At 45.3% G+C, this 24,252-nt stretch carries 13 protein-coding genes; 6 read left to right on the plus strand and 7 right to left on the minus strand.

Annotation, left to right across the window (positions count from 1 at the left end; all coding sequences use genetic code 11):
* Positions 1 to 93: 93 nt before the first annotated feature.
* Entirely contained in the window at positions 94 to 1,101 is a 1,008-nt protein-coding gene (locus KIT51_09070; GenBank protein UYN88374.1) for a metallophosphoesterase, read from the minus strand.
* A 72-nt stretch (positions 1,102 to 1,173) separates the two neighbouring features.
* Here KIT51_09070 and KIT51_09075 point away from each other — a divergent pair, with 72 nt between their 5' ends.
* Positions 1,174 to 2,232 (plus strand): membrane dipeptidase, encoded by a 1,059-nt coding sequence (locus tag KIT51_09075; protein UYN88375.1) that lies wholly within the window; start codon positions 1,174 to 1,176, stop codon positions 2,230 to 2,232.
* 4 nt (positions 2,233 to 2,236) lie between these two features.
* On the opposite strand, the gene KIT51_09080 is transcribed toward KIT51_09075, so the two are convergent.
* From KIT51_09080 to KIT51_09100, 5 genes are all read right to left on the minus strand, one after another.
* Positions 2,237 to 3,499, minus strand: a complete 1,263-nt coding sequence (locus tag KIT51_09080) for an aminotransferase class V-fold PLP-dependent enzyme (GenBank protein UYN88376.1) — start codon at positions 3,497 to 3,499, stop codon at positions 2,237 to 2,239.
* Positions 3,500 to 3,507: 8 nt separating this feature from the next.
* Positions 3,508 to 4,227, minus strand: coding sequence for a PrsW family intramembrane metalloprotease (locus tag KIT51_09085; protein ID UYN88377.1), 720 nt, complete (start codon positions 4,225 to 4,227; stop codon positions 3,508 to 3,510).
* A gap of 19 nt (positions 4,228 to 4,246) precedes the next feature.
* Complete coding sequence (locus KIT51_09090; GenBank protein ID UYN88378.1) at positions 4,247 to 7,270, minus strand: hypothetical protein; 3,024 nt, start codon at positions 7,268 to 7,270, stop codon at positions 4,247 to 4,249.
* 72 nt (positions 7,271 to 7,342) lie between these two features.
* Positions 7,343 to 8,389 carry a hypothetical protein gene (locus KIT51_09095; GenBank protein ID UYN88379.1) on the minus strand — a complete coding sequence of 349 codons (1,047 nt, stop codon included), beginning with the start codon at positions 8,387 to 8,389 and terminating at the stop codon, positions 7,343 to 7,345.
* Between the two features lie 115 nt (positions 8,390 to 8,504).
* Positions 8,505 to 10,625: a tetratricopeptide repeat protein gene (locus KIT51_09100; protein ID UYN88380.1), complete on the minus strand. Its 2,121-nt coding sequence runs from the start codon at positions 10,623 to 10,625 to the stop codon at positions 8,505 to 8,507.
* Between the two features lie 208 nt (positions 10,626 to 10,833).
* Here KIT51_09100 and KIT51_09105 point away from each other — a divergent pair, with 208 nt between their 5' ends.
* The 5 genes from KIT51_09105 to KIT51_09125 are packed head-to-tail and all read left to right on the plus strand — an operon-like array spanning position 10,834 to position 23,111.
* On the plus strand, positions 10,834 to 12,429 hold the full coding sequence (locus tag KIT51_09105; GenBank protein ID UYN88381.1) for a hypothetical protein: 1,596 nt from the start codon (positions 10,834 to 10,836) through the stop codon (positions 12,427 to 12,429).
* A 52-nt stretch (positions 12,430 to 12,481) separates the two neighbouring features.
* Positions 12,482 to 16,537, plus strand: a complete 4,056-nt coding sequence (locus tag KIT51_09110) for an ATP-binding protein (protein UYN88382.1) — start codon at positions 12,482 to 12,484, stop codon at positions 16,535 to 16,537.
* Positions 16,524 to 20,582 carry a hypothetical protein gene (locus KIT51_09115; GenBank protein UYN88383.1) on the plus strand — a complete coding sequence of 1,353 codons (4,059 nt, stop codon included), beginning with the start codon at positions 16,524 to 16,526 and terminating at the stop codon, positions 20,580 to 20,582. The genes KIT51_09110 and KIT51_09115 overlap by 14 nt, the downstream gene beginning before the upstream one ends.
* On the plus strand, positions 20,579 to 21,385 hold the full coding sequence (locus tag KIT51_09120) for a hypothetical protein (GenBank protein UYN88384.1): 807 nt from the start codon (positions 20,579 to 20,581) through the stop codon (positions 21,383 to 21,385). Before KIT51_09115 ends, KIT51_09120 begins: the two co-directional genes overlap by 4 nt.
* A gap of 7 nt (positions 21,386 to 21,392) precedes the next feature.
* A complete protein-coding gene (locus tag KIT51_09125) occupies positions 21,393 to 23,111 on the plus strand; it encodes a DUF4071 domain-containing protein (protein UYN88385.1) in 1,719 nt (572 codons plus the stop codon).
* Positions 23,112 to 23,286: 175 nt separating this feature from the next.
* Here the strand turns inward: KIT51_09125 and KIT51_09130 are convergent, their stop codons facing one another.
* Positions 23,287 to 24,243, minus strand: a complete 957-nt coding sequence (locus tag KIT51_09130; protein ID UYN88386.1) for an alpha/beta hydrolase — start codon at positions 24,241 to 24,243, stop codon at positions 23,287 to 23,289.
* Between the last annotated feature and the right edge of the window lie 9 nt (positions 24,244 to 24,252).

Raw genomic sequence — 24,252 nt, forward strand, 5'->3', positions numbered from 1 at the left:
AAGTTGATGCTAAAGACTGCCTTCAGTGTTCTGTTAAACCTATACCTAGCTAATCAGAACCTTATATCGGTAAGGTATAATTAAATGTTGTGGCTACTTTTCCCTGCATCTTGATGCCTGAAAGCATAAGCTATCACCCCCTAACGGTATTTTTCCTGTTTTGTCCAGAATGCCATCGAGGCGGAGATTGGCTATGTGTGGACCTTCACTATCCAGCGTGATCAAGGTAATATGATCGAATGCATTTTGGCTTAATGGATTTTGCCCACCACTGGTTGTGGCCACCATAATATAGTCCTTGTCATTTTTCACGGTGTGTGAATATTCATGAAAATGACCGTTGATCACAGTATAATTGCGATTTCCCAAAGCCGTTTCAATACGGGATAGATTTCCATCACCTTCTCTTTTCCATACCGGCTTGTGCATAAACAGGAACGTCCATCGCACCTTGGGATTATCGGCAATAACTTTTTCAAAGTAGGCTGATTGTTCAGCACCAATTTCTCCTGTAGCACGTTCGGTCATTTTGAAGTAATCCATTTGCCGGGCCAATTCCGGATTTGGCCCTTCCAACACTTCAATAGCCTTGGCCCTGGCAACAAAAATCTCCTGCATTCTGCTTTCGCTGTAATCCTCTGAATCTAAAACCAGGAACAGTACATCGTTGTAAATGAAGTGATAGTAGCGCTTGCCATATCTTTTCTCCCAATAGCTTCGCATGGTGAGGTTGGTGATATCATGATTGCCGACCACGTGGAAGAAGGGTGATTTGAGTTTGTTGGCCCGATTATCAAAATGATCGAATTGTTGTTTAAGTACAACCGTATCTTCTGTGCCACCGTCTACTAAATCGCCAACGCTGAGAATAAAATCAGGTCTTATTAAATTCAGTTGTTCAACGGCTATTTCAAATATTCCTTCCCGTTCACCACTGTGTAAATCGCCAATAACGGCAAAGCTGAAATCATCCGTTTGCTTACCGACCGGCTTATAAGTCCATGGGTATGTACCGCCCGGGTTCATTTCGTGTTTAAAGGGTTCCGGGCTTTTGGCACAAGAAAGCAGCACAATCAGCGCAAAAATCCAATGGCGTCTCATAGGAATATTATTTTATATAGTTGCAAAATAGGACTCTACTGGAAATAATTAGGGATGTTTTATTTTTACATTATGGTGACACGCAGAAAATTTATCCAATCAACTGCTACCCTGGCAACAGGCGCAGCGCTGGTTCAACCGTTATTCAGTTTTACCCCTTTCGTAACAATACCGTGTTTTGATTTACACACCCACCCGGGTATTTTTTTTGCCAAAGGCAGTGAGCAGTATCCGGGTGATGCCGCGTTTAAGAAGACGTTATCAGAGATGAAAGATGGCAATGTGGCCGGAGCATTTTTTTCGCTGGTGGCCGATGCGCGCATCATTAAAGTAGGCCCGGATGGCGTCCGGCCTTTTGGAAATTTTGCAAAAGGCGAGGCCTGGATAGATTACAAACGCCAGCTTGGTTTGGTGAGGGAGGCAATTCAGACTTCCACGTCCGTTGTGTTGGCAACGGAAAAGAGTACGTTTGATAAAAATCCAGGAAAGGTATCGGCCTTCATTTCAATTGAAGGTGGCGATTACCTGGAGGGCGATGCCGGCCGCCTGGAAGAAATGTATAACGATGGCATCCGGTCCATTCAACTGGTTCACTACCACCCAAACGAGTTGGGCGATTTACAAACCGAATCCCCGCAGCACAACGGTCTTTCGCTAGCGGGTGTTGAAGCGGTAAAACGAATGAACAAACTCGGTATGCTCATTGATGTGGCGCATGCCAGTTATGAAACAACCAAAGCGGTTGCCGAAGTCACAACGCATCCCATCATGCTGTCGCACAGTATGCTTCATAACGGCAGTCAGCACCCCGTAGCCAAGCGAATGGTATCGGTTGATCATGCACGTGTTGTAGCCGGCACCGATGGTGTTATCGGTGTGTGGCCCAGCGGATTGAATGCGGACCTCGCTGATTTTGTTGACAACACCCTGCGACTGGTTGACGTGGTTGGTATTGATCACGTTGGGCTGGGTACTGACATGGATGCCAACTTCAGGCCTGTACTCTCCAGCTACCTGCAGGTGGGCGAGTGGCTTAACGGTCTGCAAGCGAAGGGGCTCAGTGATAAAGATGTTGCCAAAATTGCCGGTGGCAATGCCAGGCGTATTTTGAATAAAGTGCTTCGCAGCTAGCGCCTCATCCTAATTCCTTCAAAGCTTTAACAAACACATCCAGTTCCTGGGTGGTGGTGTAGATGTTCGGGGTTATCCGGCATCCGTGCACGTTGGCTCCATCAATAGCCACGGTAAATATCTTGTAGTTATCCATCAGTGTCTTGGCCAGATCTTGTGGCTTCATTCCCTTAACACCCACATTGGCAATACCGCACGAGCGCCCAGGATCAGCCGGTGTGTTAAAAACAATGTGCGGTAAATCGCGAACTTTACTAGTCCAGTAGTTTTGCAAATACCGAAGCCTTGCTTCCTTTCTTTCTGCCCCTATTTTTTCGTAGTAATCAATGGCATTATTAATGGCCAATATGGTGTGGACGGGGTGCGTTCCTACATTGTTGAGCCGGTAAATGTCATCCGCTTTGTCATCGAAAGGTGCAAACACCGGCCATATGGAATTGATGTGTTCTTTCTTTACATACAGGATTCCTGCTCCGAGTGGTACACTTAACCACTTATGCAAACTTGATCCATAAAAATCACAGCCCAAATCCGGAATAGAAAATTTGATGTGCGCAAAGGCATGCGCTCCGTCCACCATCACCTTTACATTTTTTCGATGGGCCATGTCACAGATCTTACGGATAGGAAGTATTTGCCCGGTGATGTTGATCATGTGGCAAACCATCAGCAATTTTGTTTTTGGCGTAATGACCTTTTCATAAAGCTGCACTATCTCTTCATCACTTTTTGGATGATTAGGTACTGAAATTGTTTTCAGTACAACACCGTAGCGTTTTTGAACTTGCTTGAACATGCCCAGCATGGAGCCATAATCCTGTTCGGCCATCACTGCCTCATCGCCTTTTTTCCAATCCTGCCCGCCTATAATCATATCCAGCGATTCGGTTGTGTTACGGGTAATGATCAATTCCTCAGGTGAGCATCCGGCAATACTGGCCAGGCGAGCTGCGGCTTTGCGTTTGTTCTCCCATTGTACCGTACGCATGTAGTACGATCCCTGGTAATTGATTTCCCGAATATGATCAATATGGTTTTCTAATGTTTCCTGTGGCAGAAAACAATAGTATCCGTTTTCAAGGTTGATGTAATCCGGCTTAAGCCGGTAGCCATCGCGAACGGTTTCCCAAAAGTCCTCATCGCTGGCCACAGCTTCAGCGGGCAAGTGGCTTACCTTGTTAATAATTTTATCCATGGCCTTTAATGTTGGTAGGCTGCTACTTACGGCCACCAATGAAATGCTTTTTAAAAATGTTCGTTTGTCCATAATCAAGATTAATCCGGTTTAATGACAATTTCTTGTGTTTCTTTTTTGGTATCGATAAATGGCGATGCCGCTTGATGGAGCCGCACAGCTTTCCGCGCCAATGCAAAGGCAATAATCAGGGAAACAAATGACCATACCCAAATACCGGGAACGAAGGAAATAAAAAGAAAGTAATCGTAAATACCATGGAAAAGTGTGGCCACCACTAAGGCTACCGTACCATAATAAAACTCGCGGGTATTTGTGAACTTTGCTTTGCCTAACCAATAGCCCATCAGCACGGCAAAGAGGGCATGTGCCGGTATGGCCGAAAACATCCGAACAATGGCAGTACCTCCACCCCCCTGTAAAACGTAAATGATATTCTCGGCTGTAGCAAAGCCCATGCCCACCATTACGGAATATACGATACCATCAAGTGGTTCATTGAAGTTATTGTTTCGATACAGAATTCCTCTAACAAAAATAAATTTGCTGAACTCTTCCAGGAAGGCCACTACGCCAAAAGCATATACCGCCTGGTTGGTAAGGTTCTTTTCGCTAATGTGAATGAGTGAATCCACCGGAAGGGCTATGGCCAGGTTAACGCCTAAACTAAGCGCCCCATAAAAGAAACTCAGTAATAGCAATTGTATTGGCTCAGGTTCATGTTTGTCATGCGTATACATGTAAATGGCAATGGCAATGCCGGGCGTTAGTGCAATGGTGACAAGAAAGAAGGTATGCACAATCGTTAGTAATTAAAAGTTAGCGAAGCAATTTTAAAGAAACCATCCATTCACTGAACCGCTTATTGTTGTCATTCAAATCAAATGCATTGGCGTAACCGATAGAAAAAGTTGATTCCATCAGGGAGAAAATTACGATTTTAAAATCAACCTGCGAACCAACATTGATAAAACGATTGTCGGAAGCTGTTCGGTCACCCGTTACTATGCCGGATGAAAACAGGGTGAACTGCATCCAATTGGAATACAGGTTAAGGCCACCGAATTCGCGAAAGCGGATAGGCGGCAGTACAAATTCCACCATGCTTTTAGTAAAAGACTTGGCGATGATAAACTTGCTTGCTTCAAAGCCTAAACCCGGAAACGAAAAAATATTACGGTATCGCCTGGCGCTTTGGTAGTCGATATAGTTATTGCCGAAGGCTGCGAAGCCAAAGCGTGTAAAAGGATTGAACGAATCGCTAAATGAGTGACCCGCGGAAGTTCGCCACCAAAGCGAGAAATGATTGATAGGCAATTGAAAGCCCAGGTCAAGCGATGCAATAGCACTGCTGTAGGCTTTTCCATTGGATACTGCCGAAATGGACCGTGCCATAGCCTTAATGCCTTTTTCTGCATCAACAGCCCCAAGCGAGCCACGCAGGTTGGTGTATAACAAGGTACCATCGAAATTTACGAACAGGTTATTGTCAAACCCCTTTGTTTCGATCTGCTGGAACTCGGGCGATTTTTCCAGCCCATAGAATCCGCCAAGGCCAACAGTCAAATCAAGTCTACGGGGCAAATCCCACAGTAGCGTTCGGGTAAAATCCACGCGTCCCATGGTACCTTTTCGGGAGGTGCGCATAGGGCCAAAAAGATCGTAAAAACTGGTGGGGTTGTAAGCGAAGTTGAAATTGAGCCGACCGATTTTGCCAGTAACCGCAAAATGAAACTGCTCGTCTTTATCAATAACAAGATTGGTGGTGTCGGCTTCGGTGGCCAGGCCGTTGCGCCACGCTTGTGGTGTGTACGCTGCGGTAATTTCAATTTCCCTGAAGCTTAGCGGATCGCCAAGGTTTACGGTATAACCGGCACCAACAAAGTTTTTATAACCGGTAAGGATTGGGTAGGCCGAATTTAAACGGATTAATTTGCCGGGTTGATAGCGGCCTTCTTTCGTAACAAGTTCTTCGATTTTTATTTGTTGGGGATTTGCAATAGGAAGCTCCCATGTTTGAAGCACGGGATGTTTGGCAATGGTTTCATTTCCTAAAAATTCGATTGACGGAACATCTTCCAGTGGATTGTTGGGCACGAATACAGGCTGAAAGCCATCACTGGTAAAATTAAAAGCAAAGAGCTTTTCATCTGAAATTTTGATAGGTCGAAACAAGCCGGTAATGGCGTTGCTCATGGCGCTTATCCGCAGCGAGTCGGTTAAGTCAACTTTAAAAATATTGCTCACCCCTGTGTAATACGATGACCCATACAGGTATTTTCCGTCATCGGTGAAGCGAAACCCTTGTGGTGATGATACTTCGAAATTAAACACGGTGTCAACTGAAACTTTGTTGAGCATCAGGCTGTCGAGGTTGTAAATCAGCAGGGATTGATTGCCCTTGTAGTCCGACACCGCTGCGCTGAGTTTTTTTCCGTCAGGCGATACATCAATATCAAAAATGTCATGGCCGTAGGGTAGGGTATACTTTTGTTGCCATAAGCTGTAGGGTGCCTGTGTCTCTTCAGGGTTTTCTTTCGGAATCCTTACAATGGTGGAGAAACCGTTTAAATGTTTAATGCCCCAAATGGATTTATCGGTTTTATTGAGGGCGAGGTCACCGGTTCGAAAATCTTTTTGAAGACGGGTAACCTTTTTTGTTTTGATGTTATAGCTGTTAAGGTCGCGCCAGGCATCATTGTCTGTAGTGAAGTAAAGTATGTCAGCGTCTTCATCAAAGGCAACAGACGAAACATAAAACAAAGCTGCCCCTTTTATATCGGTAAGATTTTCCATCCTGCCATTTTGCAAGTTCAAGGCTGCCAGGTGCGGTGCCTGGCCCGGATAATTTACGGCCATGTATACCTTATTTCTTTTACGATCGTAGTAGGGATACGAAACCGATCCGATTGTTTTGGTGGTTACCGGTTGGGCTTCTGTAATGGGAAATTCTTTCAGGCGTTCTATATTGGATTCTTGCCAGGTGCGTTCAAACTCAATCCAGTTCCTCCATCCTTCATTCAGCGATTGACCAAATACATGTTTAAAATTTGCTGAGTACGATCTGCGGCTGCCGTCTTTCCGTTTTACCCAATCGATAATTTTATCGGGTCCATATTCATAGGCCAGGTAGCCCATAAAACGTGTACCATATAAATAAGAATTGGTTTTTCCCTGGAAGTCAGTAGTGGTTCCTTCCGACTCGAGACCTTGTGCCGTATAAATGCGGTCGTTTTGTAAAACTTTTGTGCGGAAAACCATCTCATCGTAACTGCCCATAGCCAGGCCTACACCACCGCTCATCCATGTTTCAACATACGAGGCAATACCTTCATGATACCACCGTGGAGCGTAGCGCCTGGGGCTGGTGAGGTAACTGTAGAAGGCGGATATTGGATTGGAATTGGTGGGCAACACTTTTCCAAAAAAAAATTTCTGGTAAAACCGATCACTGCTGCTGGAATTGTCAAGCGCCACAACATGTACCAATTCGTGGTTCATTAAGCTGAAAACACGTTCGCCAGCCGGGCTGGTTTCAAAGGTGTAACTGAAGGGTGATAGCCCCATGCTTATGGCATTGCGTGGAACAGCCGTGGCCCCGCCATTTCCAAAATCACCGAAGTCTTGAATAAGCACGGTTATTTTTTCAGTGGGCTCGTACTCGAAAAGTTTTCGGTGGTAGTTCAGGGCATTGTGAAAGCATCTGCCAGCATGCGGTAGTACATATTTATGGCCAAAGTCGTACGAAACCAACCGCATGTCTTTGGTTTCAATCATGTTTAATTGAGCCCACGCAGGGCTTATGATTGAAAGAATGAGCAGGTAGGTTAATTTTCTAAGCATGCCACAAAAAATCATCTTGAAAAAAAAGAGATAACTTTACTGTTATCTCTTTTTTATGGGTTAACCTTTTGGTTATTCGAAATTAGCCGATGCCATTTTTTCAAGCTGCGAGAATTGGGATGATCGCATTAACTCGGTAAAGGTTTGATTTTTCATGAGGTCAGCAAATGCCGGATTCTTCGCCAGGTCGGCAAACTGGGCATTACGTGCCAGGTCAGCAAATTGAGGTGACTTGGCCACTTCCAAAAATTGAGGTGATTTCATCAAGTCAGCAAACTGTGCATTTTTAGCTAAGTCAACAAAGGCTGGTGACTTTGCCAGTTCCATAAACTGGGCATTCTTACCAAGTTCCACAAACACCGGGTTCTTGGCCAGGTCAGCAAAGGCAGGATTTTTCGCCAGGTCAACAAACTGCGCATTTTTTGCCAGCGCAACAAAAGCCGGGTTTTTGGCCAATTCCTGGAAGCTGGAATTTTTTGCGAGTTCAGCGAAGGCTGGATTTTTTGCGAGCTCTGAAAACTGGCTGGAACGTGCCAGGTCCATCATAGCGGGATTTTTTGCGAGTTCAGCGAAGGCTGGATTTTTAGCCACATCCATAAATTGCGATGACTTCATAAGTTCAGCAAATGAAGGTGACTTTGCTAACTCGGCAAAAGCGGGTGACTTTGCCAGCTCCATGAACTCCGCGTTTTTCGCCAGTTCGGCAAAGGCCGGATTTTTTGCCAGGTCCGTAAAGGTTGATGATTTGGCCAGGTCAAGAAACTGTGCATTTTTTGCCAGGTCGGTAAAGGCTGGGCTTTTTGCCAGATCAAGAAACTGTGCATTCTTCGCCAATTCAGTAAACTCGGGCGATTTCATCAACTCGCGAAAGTTGCGGTCGTTCATCATGCGTTGGAACTGATCGTTCTGCAACAATTGCTGTACATCGGTTCCTTCCAGGTCAACCTCAGCGGTTGCATTTTCGCTTTTGTACTTCTTGGCCTTTTTAACTCCGCCAATGCCGGAGCCTTCAGCATCTTCGGCCGAGAAGTTGAAGGTGCCACCGGCCATGTAGTATCCTGCGGCTGCAATAATGGCTACAGCCACCACGCCAAGGAATACTTTCTTTGACTTTTCCATAGACTTTGATTGTTTAGGTTTATTGAGAGATGAGGATAATAAATGTAAAAAGATTTCATTTCCCATCCTAAAGTTGGGAGGGGTTGTAGCTGCCTGAAATGTTCTAAAAGTGGATTTAGTTGGTTTTAAACCCCATTTTTTTTAGAAAAGAGTAATACCGCGGATCGGATTCAAGTCCCCTTAACCAGGGGTTTCCAAGCAGTGTACCCAAACCGCCATCGCGTTGTTGGTAAGCTTTTTCAAGCCATTCAAAAGCGCGGTCGTTTTCATTTCGATATCCGTAAACTTCGGCAACCTGAAAGGCACTTACATTACCATAGTTTTTGATAAATGTTTGCAGGAGCGAATCTGCCTTATTCATGCTTTGTTTTGATGCAGCCAACGCAAGGCCATGTAGTCTCCAGTCTTCAATTCTTTCCAGGTTCAATTCACGAATGGCATCGTCAACTTTGTTTTGCAACAGGTAACTTAAACCCAACCTGTAATGGGCTGTTGGAAATCCAGGATTCAGATCAAGTGCTTGCTGAAGTATTTCGCTTGCCTGACGGGGTTGGTTGTTGTGCATCATCGTCATGCCCAGGTTAATCCGGATAATGGGACGCAGCGGATCAAGTTCGAGCGCTTTTTTGTAGAGGGCAGTGGCTTCATCGAACCGCCCGAGGGCAAGGGCCAGGTTAGCCATACCGTTAATGGCACCGATGTTGGCGGGGTCAAGCGAAAGGGCTTTTTTAAATTCGGCATCGGCATCGGCCCAGTCCCAATCGTAGGATGTTTTTATATAGGCCAATGCATAATGCCCAAGGGCTACATTATCATCCAGGTTTATTGCCTTGAGTGCAGCTTCACGTGCTTTATCGAAACCTGTTGCTGCATCGATATAACCGTTGTTGGCCTGCGAAGCATAAGCAATGGAAAGCGATGCCCAAATGGTTGGGTTGTTTTCTTCCAAGGCCAGTGCCTGATTAAACCGATCAATTGCACGCTCTACATTATCCCGGTCACGTTTGGCGAAGAAATATTTGCCTTGCAGGTATAGGTTGAAGGCTTCGGAATTTGCAGGTGCAACATGAAGTTCATGCCCTAAAAGGGTAATTTTTAATTCCTGAACAACGGCATTCGCAATTTCATCCTGCACTTTAAAGATGTCATCCAGGTTACGGTCATACGTTTTTGACCAAATGTGGCTCCCATCCTTAACTTTTATAAGCTGTGCTGTTATCCTGATTTTCGTATCCGACTTTCGTACACTGCCCTCTAATATATTTTCAACGCCAAGTTTTTTTCCGATTTCACGTATATCTTCATTTTTACCTTTAAACGAAAAGGCCGATGTGCGGGAGATAACTTTAAGATTTGGAATTTTGGCCAGTAAGTTGAGTAACTCTTCGCTTAGGCCGTCAGAGAAATATTCCTGGTCGTTTTCCGCGCTTAAATCGGCAAACGGAAGTACGGCAATTGATTTTTCAACTGTTGTGGTAGTTGTGTCGTTCCCAAATTTGAAATAGAAAAACAAAGCACATAGCAAGGCAAGCATGGGTACTGCAAGAAACAGATATCTTTTCCGCAAGGGCTGTTTTGTCTCTTCTTCTGCAAATGCATTGGTCTCAGGTGAAACTTTCTCGCTGCCGGGGTTTGTCATGCGGATACCGGCCACTAACTTTTTTATGGTGTTCGCAACTTTGTTTATCTGGTCGCGATAAAAGGTATGGTTGAGATTTTCCTTGGGCTCATCTTCTTGTGCACGAAGTGGCCTGTTTACACCGGGTGTCCTGTAAATGAAATCAATGGCACGAAGGGTTCCGCCAAGTTCCTGCTCCAGTAAGGCATGGTCCTGGTCGTCCAGTTCATGGATGCGGATGGGTAAAATTCGGCTGTTTACATTTCCGTTTGCCAGCCGAATATACATGCCGAACTGATCGTTGGTGGCCAGTTCATTGAATGCGCAGAACTCATGCTTCCATGCAAAACTTTTGGTATCGCAATAGGTTTGTGAAAGTATGGGGATAAAGATCAGGCATTTTAATTTACCTTCCAGGCTTTTATCAACATGCTGGGTTTCCAGCAAACCATCTTGCGGGTTCTCGTCAAAATAAATTGACAGGTCTTCTTTAAAAGTGGCCGAGATTTCTTTTTTAAGATTGTTAACAAACTCGCTTACCCACCCATCGTATTTGTTGTCTTTATGACGGTAAGAGATGAAGATGTCGTATTCGTAACCGGGGATAATAGAAGGCATGTTTCAAATATAATAGAAACACCAGGGTAAACATGCCGCACTAATCCTAAAAAACGGGTAGTGGTTTGCTTAACCTGGTGCTTGCTTAAAATGCCCGAACAATTCGTTCAGCAATCGTATTCAACACTTCAACAAAATCTTTCCATTGCTTTTCTGGTTTTTTATCCCTAAACTGTAAATTACTTACAGCCACTAAAAGACCTCACCTATGCCCTCTATCCTTTCTGGCTTCGAATACGATATTTTCGTTAGTTACAGGCACAATGACAATAAGTATGACGGATGGGTAACCGAGTTTGTTGAAAAACTCAATCAGGAACTGGACGCTACCTTAAAAGATAAGCTGTCCATTTTTTTTGATAAAAATCCTAAGGAAGGCTTGCAAGAGACCCATCATGTTGATCAGTCTATCAACTCCAAGATTAAGTCCCTTATTTTTATTCCCATCATATCACAAACCTATTGTGATACGAAATCCTTCGCCTGGAATCAGGAATTTAAAGTTTTCAAACGGGAATCGGAGAGCGATTCCATTGGAAGAATGGTTAAGTTACCGAATGGCAATGTGGGGTCGCGCATTTTGCCTATTAAAATTCATGAGATAGAAACGGAAGACACTAAATTGCTCGAGTCGGAATTAAATGGGGTTTTGCGCTCCATTGATTTTATTTACCGCGATGCCGGTGTAAATCGCCCGTTACGACCGGTAGATGATGAAATCGGAACAGCCAGCGGCAAAGTGCTGTATAGAAACCAGATCAATAAACTGGCCAATGCCATAAAGGAAATTGTTCAGGGAATTAAACAAAATGAACGCAAAGCGGTCACTCCTGTTTCGGCACATGATCTTACCGCCCGTCAAATTATCCCCACAACATTCACCACATCCTTGCCTTCGGCTATAAAAGTTCAGGTGATAGACCGCCAACGCCCGAGTATATACCTGGCCTGGACGTCATCGGATTTAAAAGAGCAGCGCGAGGAGATGGCTATCATATTACAGAAGGCCGGCTTTAATGTATTGCCCGCAACGGATTGCCCCGCGGATGACGAAACATTTAAGAAAAAAGTAGCCGAAGACCTGGCCAAATGCTCTTGTTCCCTGCATATGCTCAGCGGTGAATATGGAAGACGATTTGAATCAGATGATGAAGTTTCTTTCCCAAAGTATCAGTTTCTGGAGGCCAAAAAGTGTATTGATTCATCAGGTGAATTTAACACATTCATCTGGCTCTATCCGGATGCCGGATCTATTAAGCCTGCCCAGCAGAGCTTTATAAAATACATCCGTAACAACATTACCCGAAACATGATGTTCTCGAACAGCCAGGGGCCCATGCAATTGGTTGATGATATAAGGGTGGTGATGATGAAGCAGGACGTAACCGTTTATGACTCAAAGGATACCGATATATTCTTCATCTTTAATCAGCAGGATGAAGTGGAAGCAAAAATAATAACCGATCAGCTTAGCAATGAGTACCCGGTGGAAATCATGAATATTATGCCGGATGGTGAGGATCAATACCGCGAAATCAGTACACAACAAATTCCCAGGAGCAAGCTTGCGGTTGTTTATTTTAAATATGCAGCCGACTGGGCGCTGCCCTTTATTAAACAAGTCTGGAAACAAGTGGGAGGAGCTTCATCACCAACACCTTTATTTTTGGTAGGGGAGGATGATCCCAAGAGTAACCTCGCCCGAAATTTCAAAGCGCCTAAAGTAGTTTCTACCATTGTGCCCAAAGACAAAGTGCCGGCTGAAGTAAAGAAAGTTTATACTACGGTGATTGATCTGAAATAATTGAAGGGATATGGAAACTCTAAACTCTAAACTCTAAACTCTTCAATCCTAAATGTTCGAAGAATACCAGATTTGCCCCTACACCGGCCTTCGTTCTTTTACAGAAGAGGAGTCACTATATTTTAAAGGCAGAGAAGAAAACATCGAATCGGCAACCGAGCAGTTGCAGCGCAATAAGTTTTTAATGCTCACCGGTGCTTCAGGTGATGGTAAGTCTTCGTTGGTTTATGCAGGTATCATCCCAAATGCACGTGCCGGATTTTTAAAATCAAAATATACCCAGTGGTGCGTGGCGGATTTTCGTCCAGAGCGGTCACCATTCAAGAATCTCTGTAAGTCGGTAGCCAATCAACTGGATATAGCCAATGTAAACACGGTTGAATCAGAATTGCAGCATGGCTTTTCGGCATTGGTCGATTTGTACAGAAACTCGAAGCGATATACCGATCCGGATTCTGTTGCATGGCAGCAAGCTGATGAAGCCGGCAGGGCAGCGTTGAAGCGTGATTCGGCAAACCTGATTATTCTGGTCGATCAGTTTGAGGAATTCTTCACCAATCCCGAAAATTATCACCGTGGTGCGCCTTCGCGTGATTCCAACCTGGTACTCAATATATTGCTCGAAACAGCCCGTATAGCGCTGGAGGAAAATCTCCCAATATATATAGTGTTCACCATGCGCTCTGACTTTATCGGTCAGTGTGCGGCTTTCAGGGGTTTGCCCGAGTATATCGGGTTTTCGCAATTCTTTGTTCCGCGATTGAATCGCTCCCAGCTTCAGCAGGTTATTGAAGAACCCGCCACGCTAAGTGGTAATAGAATTACCCGCAGGTTAACCGAGCGCCTGATTCATGATCTTACGGAGGGCGTGGATCAACTTCCTATTTTACAACATGCCCTGAACCAGATCTGGGTGGCCGCCAACAACGGCAACGAAGAAATGGACTTGATCCATTATGCCATGGTGGGTGGTATGCCGGTGAATGAGTTGCCTGATGAGCATGTTGATCGCTTTAAAAAATGGTTTGAATCGTTAACCCCTGAAATTAAAGATTGCTATCATGAACCGAACCTTCAGAATGTACTGGATACGCACACCAATAAACTCTATGAGCAGGCCGCACAGTACTATCAAACCAAAACGGGGCAAGTTATTTCCGATGACGATGCAAAGGCTATTATAAAAGTTGCGTTTACCTGCCTCACAAAAATTGACCAGAGCCGTGCTGTTCGTAACCGGATGACACTGGCTGAGATAACCAACATTCTTGGCGATAAGCGATACACATCGAAGGAGGTTGGTGTTGTACTGAATATATTCCGCGAGCCCGGCAATACTTTTATTCGTCCGTTTATTACCGATGATCCGGATACCCAAACCTTGCGGGATGATGATGTGCTTGACATTACCCATGAAAGTTTAATTCGTAACTGGGAGTACCTGGAACAGTGGGCGAAAGAAGAGTTTGATAACTACACGGTGTCGCTTGATTTTGAGCAACAGCTAAGCCGCTGGGTGGAAAGCAAAAAATCAAATGGCTTTTTATTATCCATCGGGCAACTTACCTATTTTGAAAACTGGTACAACAAGGTGAAGCCCAATGTGTACTGGATTGCCCGCTACCTGCCCGAAGACATTGCGCAGAACAAGAAACTGACCCGGGCGAGGCAGGTGCTGAGCAACTCGCAGGAATTCTTGCAACGAAGCGCACGTAAGCATGCGGTTACCCGCACTGTAATGCGCTATGGGGCGCGAAGAATTGCCGCGGTATTGGGCGTACTCATTGTGTTAACACTCAGTTCGTTTGCTGTACGCGATTATTTCAAAAGGCAAAACAGCTATGTGCTAAAGTCCATTTATGAACAAACACTGACCTTGGCGGCTAACCCCAAGGTAAACTACTTTGACCGGATTAACCTGATTGTGGAGCAGTTGAAGCAGGGAATAACAACAATCCCGAAAGTAGTTTCTTCCATTAACGATCCGGTTGAGCGCGAGCACATTGCTGCAGGGATTTCAACTATGCTTATCTTTTACGGTGGTGATGAGCCGAAGAAGGAAATTTTCGAAAGCCTTGCCCTTACCGATAGCCTGCTGAGCCAGTTTGATTACTCGACACTTTCAACTGCGGAACTCTCTAAAATACTCAGACGGATAGTTGAATTCCGGGTAACGCTGGAGTTTGCTTACCAGCACAACCCGGATGAACAGATTGACGCCTGGCGAAAACAAAATGCCAAGCGTTCGGCCGATTGGGTGAATTACATTTTATCCAAACAACCTGCTGATTTCCACGACATCCAGAATTTTAACCTGGCGTTGGAAAATGCGCTCATTCACAAGGTTGATGAAAAGCAGGTTGCAGAATGGCTAGCTGTTTTATCGCCATTTGAAAGCAATGAACAGTCTTCCTGGGTTAAATCAAACTACGATAGGGAAAAATTCCTGGTGCGTGGAGCGCAGGATTACGGCTTCCGGCATAACGGCTTGTACCAGGTGCTGGCCTATCTATATGCAGCTTCAGGGAATTCACCCAAATCACTGCAGTGTATGGATACCCTGCTGCGTTACAGCCAGCAGAACTTTCAGCTGGATTATGCGACAGGAGCTGACAATGCAGCGAACATTGCAGCCATGTACTTCAGGTATGGAAAAACAGGTGATGAACTGGGCCAGTTTGTGCAAGGCTATTGCCGGAAGAAAGGCATCAGCGAAGAGAATTTTTATGACCGGATGATTGGTCGTACCCTTCAATATTATCTTGGTGCACCGTCAAACCTTCACTTGCTACCGTTTTTTGATGTAAACTCCAACCTCATTCTGCAGTTTCCCGGAAGGAGCTACCTCACCCGGTATTTTCAAAAACTCCGCACCGTCATTGAATCAACAATCAAAGACCGGAATCAGCAGTACTATCAACTGGCGCTCTCCTATAAAAATGAGGGTATCATGAAATCGTTTAACAAAGAAAGCCCGCTTGCGGGTGAACTTCCTGTAACCGGTTATTTCGATAAGGCCGTTGACTACTTTACAAAGATTGATGCCGGCTACCTTAATCAATCCGAAACTATGCTGGGTGTGTCGGGCGCTGACCAGCTTGTTGTGCCGCGCAAATACCTTTTTGTATACCCCGATATTCGCTACCCGTTCCATCCCCAGGAGCCCCGTAGCTTCATGTTTTTTTATTACAGCGATGTGTGGATGAGCTATATTCTTGACCGTAACCTGTTCAGCCAGTTTTACCCGACTGCCAGCGAGTTGGGTTATCTGACCACCTGGTTCAAAGATTACAACCAGAAAATATGGGCACCCATTTATTTTGTAGCGAAACCTATACGGACTGAAGTTTTTGCAAAGCTGGAGGCCGAAATTTCAAAACACAACTATGCCGGAGCGGCCGACCTCAATTGGATGCATTTGTATGCCGGCCGTGATGCCGAGCTGGCGGGCGATACCACCGGCATGCTGCGCTACTACCGCAACTTAAAACCGGCTACGTTCCTGAACCTGTTGCGTTCAAAGGAATTTCCGGGCCAGGCTAACGGCCAATCGCTTCGGCTGATCGCGTATGCCGTAAAAGCCTTTGCCAAACACGGCTACTTTGATGAAGGCTACAACCTGTTGAGTGCATTTAAAAAACCATTGAACCGTTCATCGGTCTATGCACTGGCATCGGTGTTATTGCAACTGGAGAAAGGCGATGAAGCGCGTTCACAACAGTTGCTGGATTCGGCCATGGTGGAGTTGCATCGTGTGGGAAGCATTACCACAGGCCAGCCTCACCGGCAGGTGGTGGCTTACGCCTTAACATTGCGTGATCCTGTATTGAACTCAGAAGAAGCCAATCGTCTTATCAAAAACCTGTTTGGAAAATCCAATGCGCAACAACGCGTAACGGCCGCGCACGGGTTTCATGGAAAGTTGTATGAAGGCAGGCAATATTTTCCACCGCTGATCAGCGATACGGACCAGGCCATTTTTAATTGGTACCTGTTGTATGGCTATCGGCTTGGCTTAAACACCTTGCCCGAATCGTGGAAACAAGTTGACCGGAACATACCGAGGCCACAAACTGAATTTATAATTTACATAGATGAAAACATCTGAGTTAACCCTGGTTTGCCCGTACACCGGCCTCCGGTCGTTTACCGAAGAGGAGAGTCTTTATTTTAAAGGCCGCGACTACCAGGTTGACCAGATAACTGCCTTGTTAGAGCAGAACAAGTTTCTGATGGTTACCGGTGCCTCGGGTGAAGGTAAATCATCCTTGATTTATGCCGGGTTAATTCCCAATGCCCGTGCCGGCTTTTTTAAAGCGAAGTACACCAACTGGGTGGTGGCTGATTTCAGGCCTGAGCGAAGCCCGGTAAGGAATATGGCTGTAGCGCTGGCCGACAAGTTCGACAAGAGCACAGCAACTGTTGAAACCGAATTGAAGCGGGGCTTTTCATCACTGATTGACCTGTACACCAATTCCGAGTTTTATACCGATGAGGAAGATTCCGCCTGGAAAAACCTTTCGGATGCAGACAAACGCGACCGCAAACGAAATGCCGCCAACCTGATGGTGATTGTTGACCAGTTTGAAGAATTTTTCACCAATCCGGAAAATTACCACAACGAGGTTCCATCACAGGATTCGCAGGTGGTGGTTAATCTGATTCTGGAAACGGCACGTATTGCCATGAAGCGCAACCTGCCGGTGTACATTGTGTGCACCATGCGGTCTGATTACATCGGGCAGTGCTCGGCCTTCCGCGGGCTGCCGGAGTATATTGGCTTCTCACAATTCTTTGTGCCGCGATTGAAACGCAAAGACCTGAAGCAGGTTATTGAAGAACCAGCTATCTTAAGTGGTAATCGCATCTCGCAACGACTGATCGAGCGGTTGGTTTTTGATATTGCTGAGGGAGTAGATCAGTTACCCATACTTCAGCATGCGCTGAGCCAGGTGTGGCGCGCAGCCAATAACGGACAGGAAGAGATGGACCTCATTCATTATGCCATGGTAGGCGGTATGCCTGCCGGTGAGTTGCCCGATGAGGAGCAGGAGCGATTTGAGTCGTGGTTTTCGGCTTTGCCCGAGAATCAGAAAAAGTTTTACCAGGCAACCGGGCTGAACAAGATCATCGAAATACATGCGAGCACGTTGTACGAAAATGCATGGGAGTTTTATAATCAAAAGCATCCCGATAAACCGTTAAGCCAGCACGATGCCAAACGCATTATTGTGAATGCGTTTTGCTGCCTTACCAAAATTGATAACAGCCGGGCTGTGCGCAACCGGATGACGCTCGGTGAGATTACGGAGATTATCAATACGCCTGAGTTTACAGCCGATGTGGTTGGTGATGTGATTAATATTTTCCGGCAGGAGGGTAACTCGTTTATCCGGCCGTTCATCACCGATGATCCCACCAGTCAGACCTTAGCTACCGAAACGGTGCTGGACATCACGCATGAAAGCCTGATACGCAACTGGAGCAAACTCACCCGGTGGGCCGAAAAAGAATTTGAGTTTTACTCCACTTATCTGGACTTCCGCAAGCAGCTTAACCGATGGAAACAAAGTGGAAAGAGCAGCGGTTTCCTGTTGCCCATCGGTCCGCTTACCTATTTTGAAAACTGGTATAACACCTGTAAACCCAATGTGGCCTGGCTCCGGAGGTACTCCGATATTCAGGATGACAAGAAGCAAGCCACAACTGAAGCAAAAGAGACCCTGACTGATATTCAATCGTTCCTGAAACGGAGCGCGAGAAAAGTGATGGTGACCCGTGCATTTATGAAGTATGGCCCCCAGCGCATCGCTACGGTTATGGCCGTTATCATTATGCTGGTACTGAGCGGGTTTTATTGGTACGATGCCGAGCAAAAAAAGAATGAGCGGGTAATTGAGCGGGTGCGTAGTGAAGCCATGACCCTGATGAAGAGCGAAGAGGTAAACCTGCAGGCAAAGGCTTTTCATCTGTTAATGGAAGAACGGTACAATTCAGGTTCGCTGATGCCCTACTTGCAGACACTTGATTTGAAAAACCGGTTTAGCCTTGCAATAGAAACCTACAACGTGCTGATGTACATCGACAAGCGGCTGGAGGGCGATTTGAAAACCAATCTGCTGAAATTTATTGATGAAAGTTCCGCAGCGTTAGTTAACTCAGCGGAGCCTGAAAACGTATTGCTGGAGCGCAACAAGTTTATCATTATCCTTTCACGCGACTGGTACTATACTCCTGATAATTTCAAATTTCAGTTATTGCAAAAGGCGCTGGAACTGAACAACAACCTGGTGCTTCGGTTTTACAAAGAGCCTTCCTTATTTAAACCAGCCGTTCCTTTCGAACTGAACGTGGCCATTCAGTACTGGCTTACCCTGGCCAATCCAACTCAGGAAAAGATCACAACACTTGCACAGGCTATTTCACCATTCAGTAATCCGCAGGCAAAAACTGTCTTTGATGTGTATTACCCGAAAGGCAGCTTTGAACCCAATGGCCGCCAGCCCAATGATTTTAACAACGGGTATCATACGATAGCCTCGTTACATGCCGCCCTGGGCGATATTGACGGCCTGGAAAAGTGCTTCAATACATTGTTGCAGGAGGGTCAGCGAAGTTACTTCGAACTGGGCCGCATGTTTAACAACCATCAGCATATTCTGGCCATTCTTTACCAGTTCGGACACCGCAGCAAAGCTGACCGGGTGCTGAACTGGATCGAAAAAAATACCGATGACAATCCACGCCTTACGATTTACCGGAATATGATTCTCAGGGGTGGGTACATCAGTCCCATGTATGTAGAGGCGAATATTGAAAAGACTTCTTTCCGATCGTACCGGGGCTACCTCTACCCGAACTTGTATTTCATGGATCGCGCCCTCTTTGATCAGATCATGGAAGATTATGAAAAAGTGATCCGCGCCATCAAGGATCCCAATGAACGGGAATTTCAACTGGCGTTTAACGGCAAGCGAAAAGCCTTATACAGACACAAATACTGGTACGACCGGCAGATGCCGGTTGATGAAAAACAATTGGATGCCTGGCTGGAAGAGGCCTGGACACATTATAAAAATGTTAATCCTGCTCACCTGGAAGGCAAGGTTTCAACCACATTGCCTTATTATTCCGATGGTGTGCGCACCACCGATGTTACCCGCAGGGAGCAATTTGTTTATCCTGATTACCGTGACGGGTGGTTCAGTGCTAACTACCATTCTGATTATTTTTTTAACTGGCTAAAGCGAACAGGCAGAATGTCGGAGCATTTCAGGTCGGCTGAGGATATGGAGTTATTGCATGCCTGGATAACCAGGCCCTTCGATTTTAGTCCGGTCCGGCCACCACTTACCCTGCGTAACCATTATCCGCTTTCTGATCAGGTGCTGAAGGATGCCTTAAGCTTTGCCGCTCAGCATCCGCAGGGAAAATCATTCGATAAAAATTTACCGCTGATGATACTGGCCAATCGAGCCTTCGACCGGGGTGATCAAACTGTGGGTGTGGAGTATTACCGGCAGATGAGCTTCGGCACTATAGAAAGCTCCCAGAATAGGTATGAGTACATTGAGAAGATATTCTTCCTGAATATGCTCAAGGAACTCTCCATAAATTTAATTATGGCTGGTTACCGTGAAGATGCCGAAAAGGTTATCCGGCAGTTTATAACAAACGAAGAGCGTATATTCTCCTACATTTTTATTGCAGAAAAGTTGTTCAAACAAAATGCTGATCCGGAGACCTTTGTTTACCTGGATTCTGCATTTACGTATGCAAACCGGATTGATTTTACTCCGCTGGCCAACGGGCTTGACAGCCGTGTTAACCTGATCTTAGTACTCTCCCGCATCGGGAGCAATACAATCAACAATGAAGCAATAGAAATTTTACGCGAAATACCCGAAGGCGCCAAGTTTGACGCCATTTTTGCCCGGGTTACCGGGGTGGCGTATGAAGGGAATTTCTTCCGGGCACGCATGTCTATACCCAATACCCTTACCGAATTTGAAGACCTGATATGCCGTACCCAGATTTTGTATGAAGCCTGTAAAAAGAGAGATGCCCTTGCAGGTGATACCCGTTGGGCAGCCATGGATCGGTTTATAGAATGGGAAACGTACTATATTAATTACTCAGGAATTCAGCTATGAGTCGTTATAATCCATATTACTACCTGCTTTTTGTGCTACTGATTTTCGGTGCATTTGCCTCCATGGCACAGAATGATTACGGCATTAAAATTCTGGGAGGCGCAGCTTTTGTGTTTGGTCTGTTGTTCCTGATCCAGCTAATGGGTGAGCTAAGGTCAAAGCACAAAACGGAAGTCGTTACCGTTGCTGAATTACTAGGCTTAACCGTTATAGCGGTTATTCTTTCCATGCGTGTATTCTATATACGCTTTCCGCTTGTGGAAGCAGTGTTTGGTCTGGCTGGTCTGATTCTTTTAGCAGCGTATTCGTTAAGGTTATTTCGAACGTGGCAAAATCTGCAATCAAAAAATCGTGCGCTGGCTATTCTTTTGGTGATGTTCCATGGCAGCATACTGTGTTATGTTGCGTCCATGACGTTCGTTCCTTTTATACCCGCACTGGCTGAGCCATTGGGTGGTGCTGGATTATTATTGCTGCTGTTGTTTTTGGTTATGGGATGGCTAAAGCGGGAAATGTTGGTGGAAGGCGAGAAATTATCAGCATTTACTTTTGTTTCACGTGTTAGGGATCGCTCTATTGTACTAATCGCTCTATTTCTTTTGTTTACCGCCTATATGGGATTAACCAAAATTGATTTTATTCCTAAAATGTATTCTGATGAGTTTCCGCAAAAGTATTTTGAACTGGTAAATCAGGCTGAATCAGGGGAGGAGAAACCGGTTGATGGTAAGTACAAGCATGAGGAGTTTAAAGAAATGTATGATAAGTTTATTGAGCGTCATGTAAGTTCCGATAAAAAGTGAAACGCACGTGTCTGAATCCATACAACTTCTCGAGAAATTAGTTAGTTCCGGTCGCTACCTGGAAGCACGCCAGCTTACTACTAAATTGAAAGGTTCTCAAGATGTCAATCAGGTTCGGGTAGATCAATTGCTTGCGTTAAGTCTTTCCAAGTCTGGCTCACCGGAGTCAGCGCTGGAGCATCTGGAACCGGTCTATAAGCAACATGCCGATGATCCGGAGACAGCAGGGATCATGGGAGGTATCTATAAAGATTTATTCAAAAAACATCAGGATTCAAAGTATGCCATTCTCTCCCGCGACACGTACTTAAAAAACTTTCAGACTACTAAGAATTATTATCCTGGCATTAATGCCGCTACCATGTCGGCCATTGCGGGCAGGGCAGCGCAGGGGCGGGAGATTGCTTCTCAGGTGATTGCATTGCTTAATCCGGAGTCTACCGACTTTTGGGAATTGGCCACGTTGGGCGAGGCTCACCTGTTAACCAAGAACAGAACACAGTCGGTTGAGTTTTTTATTAAAGCACGGCAATTGGCCGGAACGGATTGGGGGAAAGTTACCAGCGTTTACAATCAGCTTTGGTTGCTGAACCATTATGCACCGGTACCCAAAGAAATTCAAAAGGTATTCAGTCCGCCTGCTGTGGTGGCCTTTGTAGGTCATATGATTGATCATCCGGAGCGGACCGTGCCCAGGTTCCCTGCGTCTATTGAAAGCAACGTTAAGGAGGCAATCAAAGGTGCCATCAAAACATTGAATGCCAGCATAGGTTATTGTTCGTTGGCTTGCGGTGGCGACATTCTGTTTGCAGAAGCCATGGAAGAGGCAGGTGGAGAGGTGCAATTGTTTCTTCCATTTGCCAAGGATGATTTTGTAAACATCAGTGTGCGTTTTGCCGGTGACCACTGGGTTGAACGGTTTGAACGCTTGATGAATAAATTTCCGGTTACCTATGTTACGGAAGAACAGTATGGTGGATTTGATGACCTCTTTAGTTTTCAAAGCCGGATAATTTTTGGCACTGCTGTTTTGCGCAGTGCATCGTACCACCAGGAGCCTACCTTGTTAACCGTTCTTTCGGATACAGATTTAAGGAGAAAGGAAGGCGGTACGCGTGATACCGTACGGGTGTGGCCTTTTGCGGATAAGTATATCAATGTTAACCCCGATCAGTTTGTTGCCCCGGAAACGGTGGCAGCGCCCGTTTCAAGTGATTTTCCAACAATAGAAAAGAAAATTGCCCGCCCGGTGTTGTACCTGGTGCTTGCCGATTTGTCGCAACTACCCGTACTGGAAAGAGAACGGGTGAATAAAGTTGTACAAACAAAGCTGGCAGACGAGCTAATACCCTATAAAGCCTTTGAGCAAAAGCCAGATTCAATCTTCATTTCTTTTGATGCGGAAACCAGTGCCATCGATTTTGTCCAGTTGATTATGGTACAACAGCCGAAAGTTGATCATCCCATTAAATTAAGCCTTCATGCCGGCCCGGTTTATCTGGAGGATGATGGACAGAGGAATGCTAAAATGGTGGAGGGTGAAAATATAACGTTGATACAGGAGATGAACCGCCTTTCACCCCGTGGAGGAATTGTGGCCAGCGATCACTTTGCTTCGCTGCTGGCGTTGAATGCCAAAAAGTTTAAGCTGGAATATGCGGGTATGCTTCAGGGCAGTTCGGCTTCAAAAGCAAGGGGTATTTATAATGTCACTATTAAGATTTGAAATCAGTTTGGCTGAATCTATCACGAATTCTTTCTGAGTATCCGTTTCAAGTCCTAAATAAAGATTAAATCTTCTCGGTCTGTGTCCCACAGACCGAAAGTGCGAATAAGTATGTGGTTCGTGAGGACACGAACCATGGGTATATGAGTTTTAGGAGATGAAGCAGATACTCACATTATTCTTTCAGAAATGATAATGCTGCCTCAACAGATTGGTTCGGTGTTTCTTCCATAGGCACATGTCCTGCATGATCAAAAATGATGAGTCGGGAGTGCTCAATGGCCTGATGAAACCGATGGGCATGCTCGACCGGAATCCATGCATCCTTTTTGCCCCATAAAATCAGGGTGGGTGTTTTTATAAAGGGAATACTATCCTGAAGATCCCTTCCGGAGTTACGCAGGCGTTTTAGCGTTGCTTCACGATTTCCTTCCCGCAACATTAATTCATAGTACCGTTCAATGGTTTCTGATTTTGCTTTTGTTTTATCGCCATACACGTGTTGGAGATTACTTTTGAAAAGGAAATAGGGTGTTATTTTGGTGGAGACTTTTCCAACAGCATCATTTGATAGAAGTGTGAAGATAAACGGACGCTTGGTTGGTTTTATAGTGGAGTCGGATGTTATTTTCCAAAAGCCTGCAGCATCAACCAGTATAAGTTTTTTTATGCGATCAGGTTGATGAAGGGCCATCTTCCAGGCTACATTTCCGCCCATGGAATTGCCTGCTACATAAAATGTATCGATCATCAATTTATCAGCCAGGTTAAAGATCAGTTTAGCATAGTAATCGGTAGTATAGTCCTCTGCCTTTGTTGGCCCGGTAAGTCCGTGCCCAGGCAAATCCATGGAAATGGTAGTAAAGGATTTGCTCAATTCATTTTCCCAACCCTGCCAGGTATGCAGCGAAGCAAAACTTCCATGAATAAGAAAAATGGCAGGCCCTTCACCGCGTTTCCGAAGGTGAAGTTTTACATCGTCAATCTCCAAATATGCTGATTCCGGAGTGAAGTATTTTTCTTCCAGTGCTTCAACAGGTATATCTGCTTTGTAATTGAAAGCAAGAAAAAGGAAAATGGTAACGAAAACGATCAGAATGCCATAGCCTAGCCATTTAGATAATTTCTTCAAGTTGATTAG

This window comes from Cyclobacteriaceae bacterium, assembly GCA_025808415.1.
In the GTDB taxonomy this organism is placed as follows: Bacteria; Bacteroidota; Bacteroidia; order Cytophagales; family Cyclobacteriaceae; genus UBA2336.

Excerpts from the sequence above, each read along its gene's own strand:
- KIT51_09070 (UYN88374.1), bottom strand. The coding sequence starts at position 1,101 with ATGAGACGCCATTGGATTTTTGCGCTGATTGTGCTGCTTTCTTGTGCC.
- KIT51_09075 (UYN88375.1), top strand. The coding sequence starts at position 1,174 with ATGGTGACACGCAGAAAATTTATCCAATCAACTGCTACCCTGGCAACA.
- KIT51_09080 (UYN88376.1), bottom strand. The coding sequence starts at position 3,499 with ATGGACAAACGAACATTTTTAAAAAGCATTTCATTGGTGGCCGTAAGT.
- KIT51_09090 (UYN88378.1), bottom strand. The coding sequence starts at position 7,270 with ATGCTTAGAAAATTAACCTACCTGCTCATTCTTTCAATCATAAGCCCT.
- KIT51_09095 (UYN88379.1), bottom strand. The coding sequence starts at position 8,389 with ATGGAAAAGTCAAAGAAAGTATTCCTTGGCGTGGTGGCTGTAGCCATT.
- KIT51_09100 (UYN88380.1), bottom strand. The coding sequence starts at position 10,625 with ATGCCTTCTATTATCCCCGGTTACGAATACGACATCTTCATCTCTTAC.
- KIT51_09105 (UYN88381.1), top strand. The coding sequence starts at position 10,834 with ATGCCCTCTATCCTTTCTGGCTTCGAATACGATATTTTCGTTAGTTAC.
- KIT51_09110 (UYN88382.1), top strand. The coding sequence starts at position 12,482 with ATGTTCGAAGAATACCAGATTTGCCCCTACACCGGCCTTCGTTCTTTT.
- KIT51_09115 (UYN88383.1), top strand. The coding sequence starts at position 16,524 with ATGAAAACATCTGAGTTAACCCTGGTTTGCCCGTACACCGGCCTCCGG.
- KIT51_09120 (UYN88384.1), top strand. The coding sequence starts at position 20,579 with ATGAGTCGTTATAATCCATATTACTACCTGCTTTTTGTGCTACTGATT.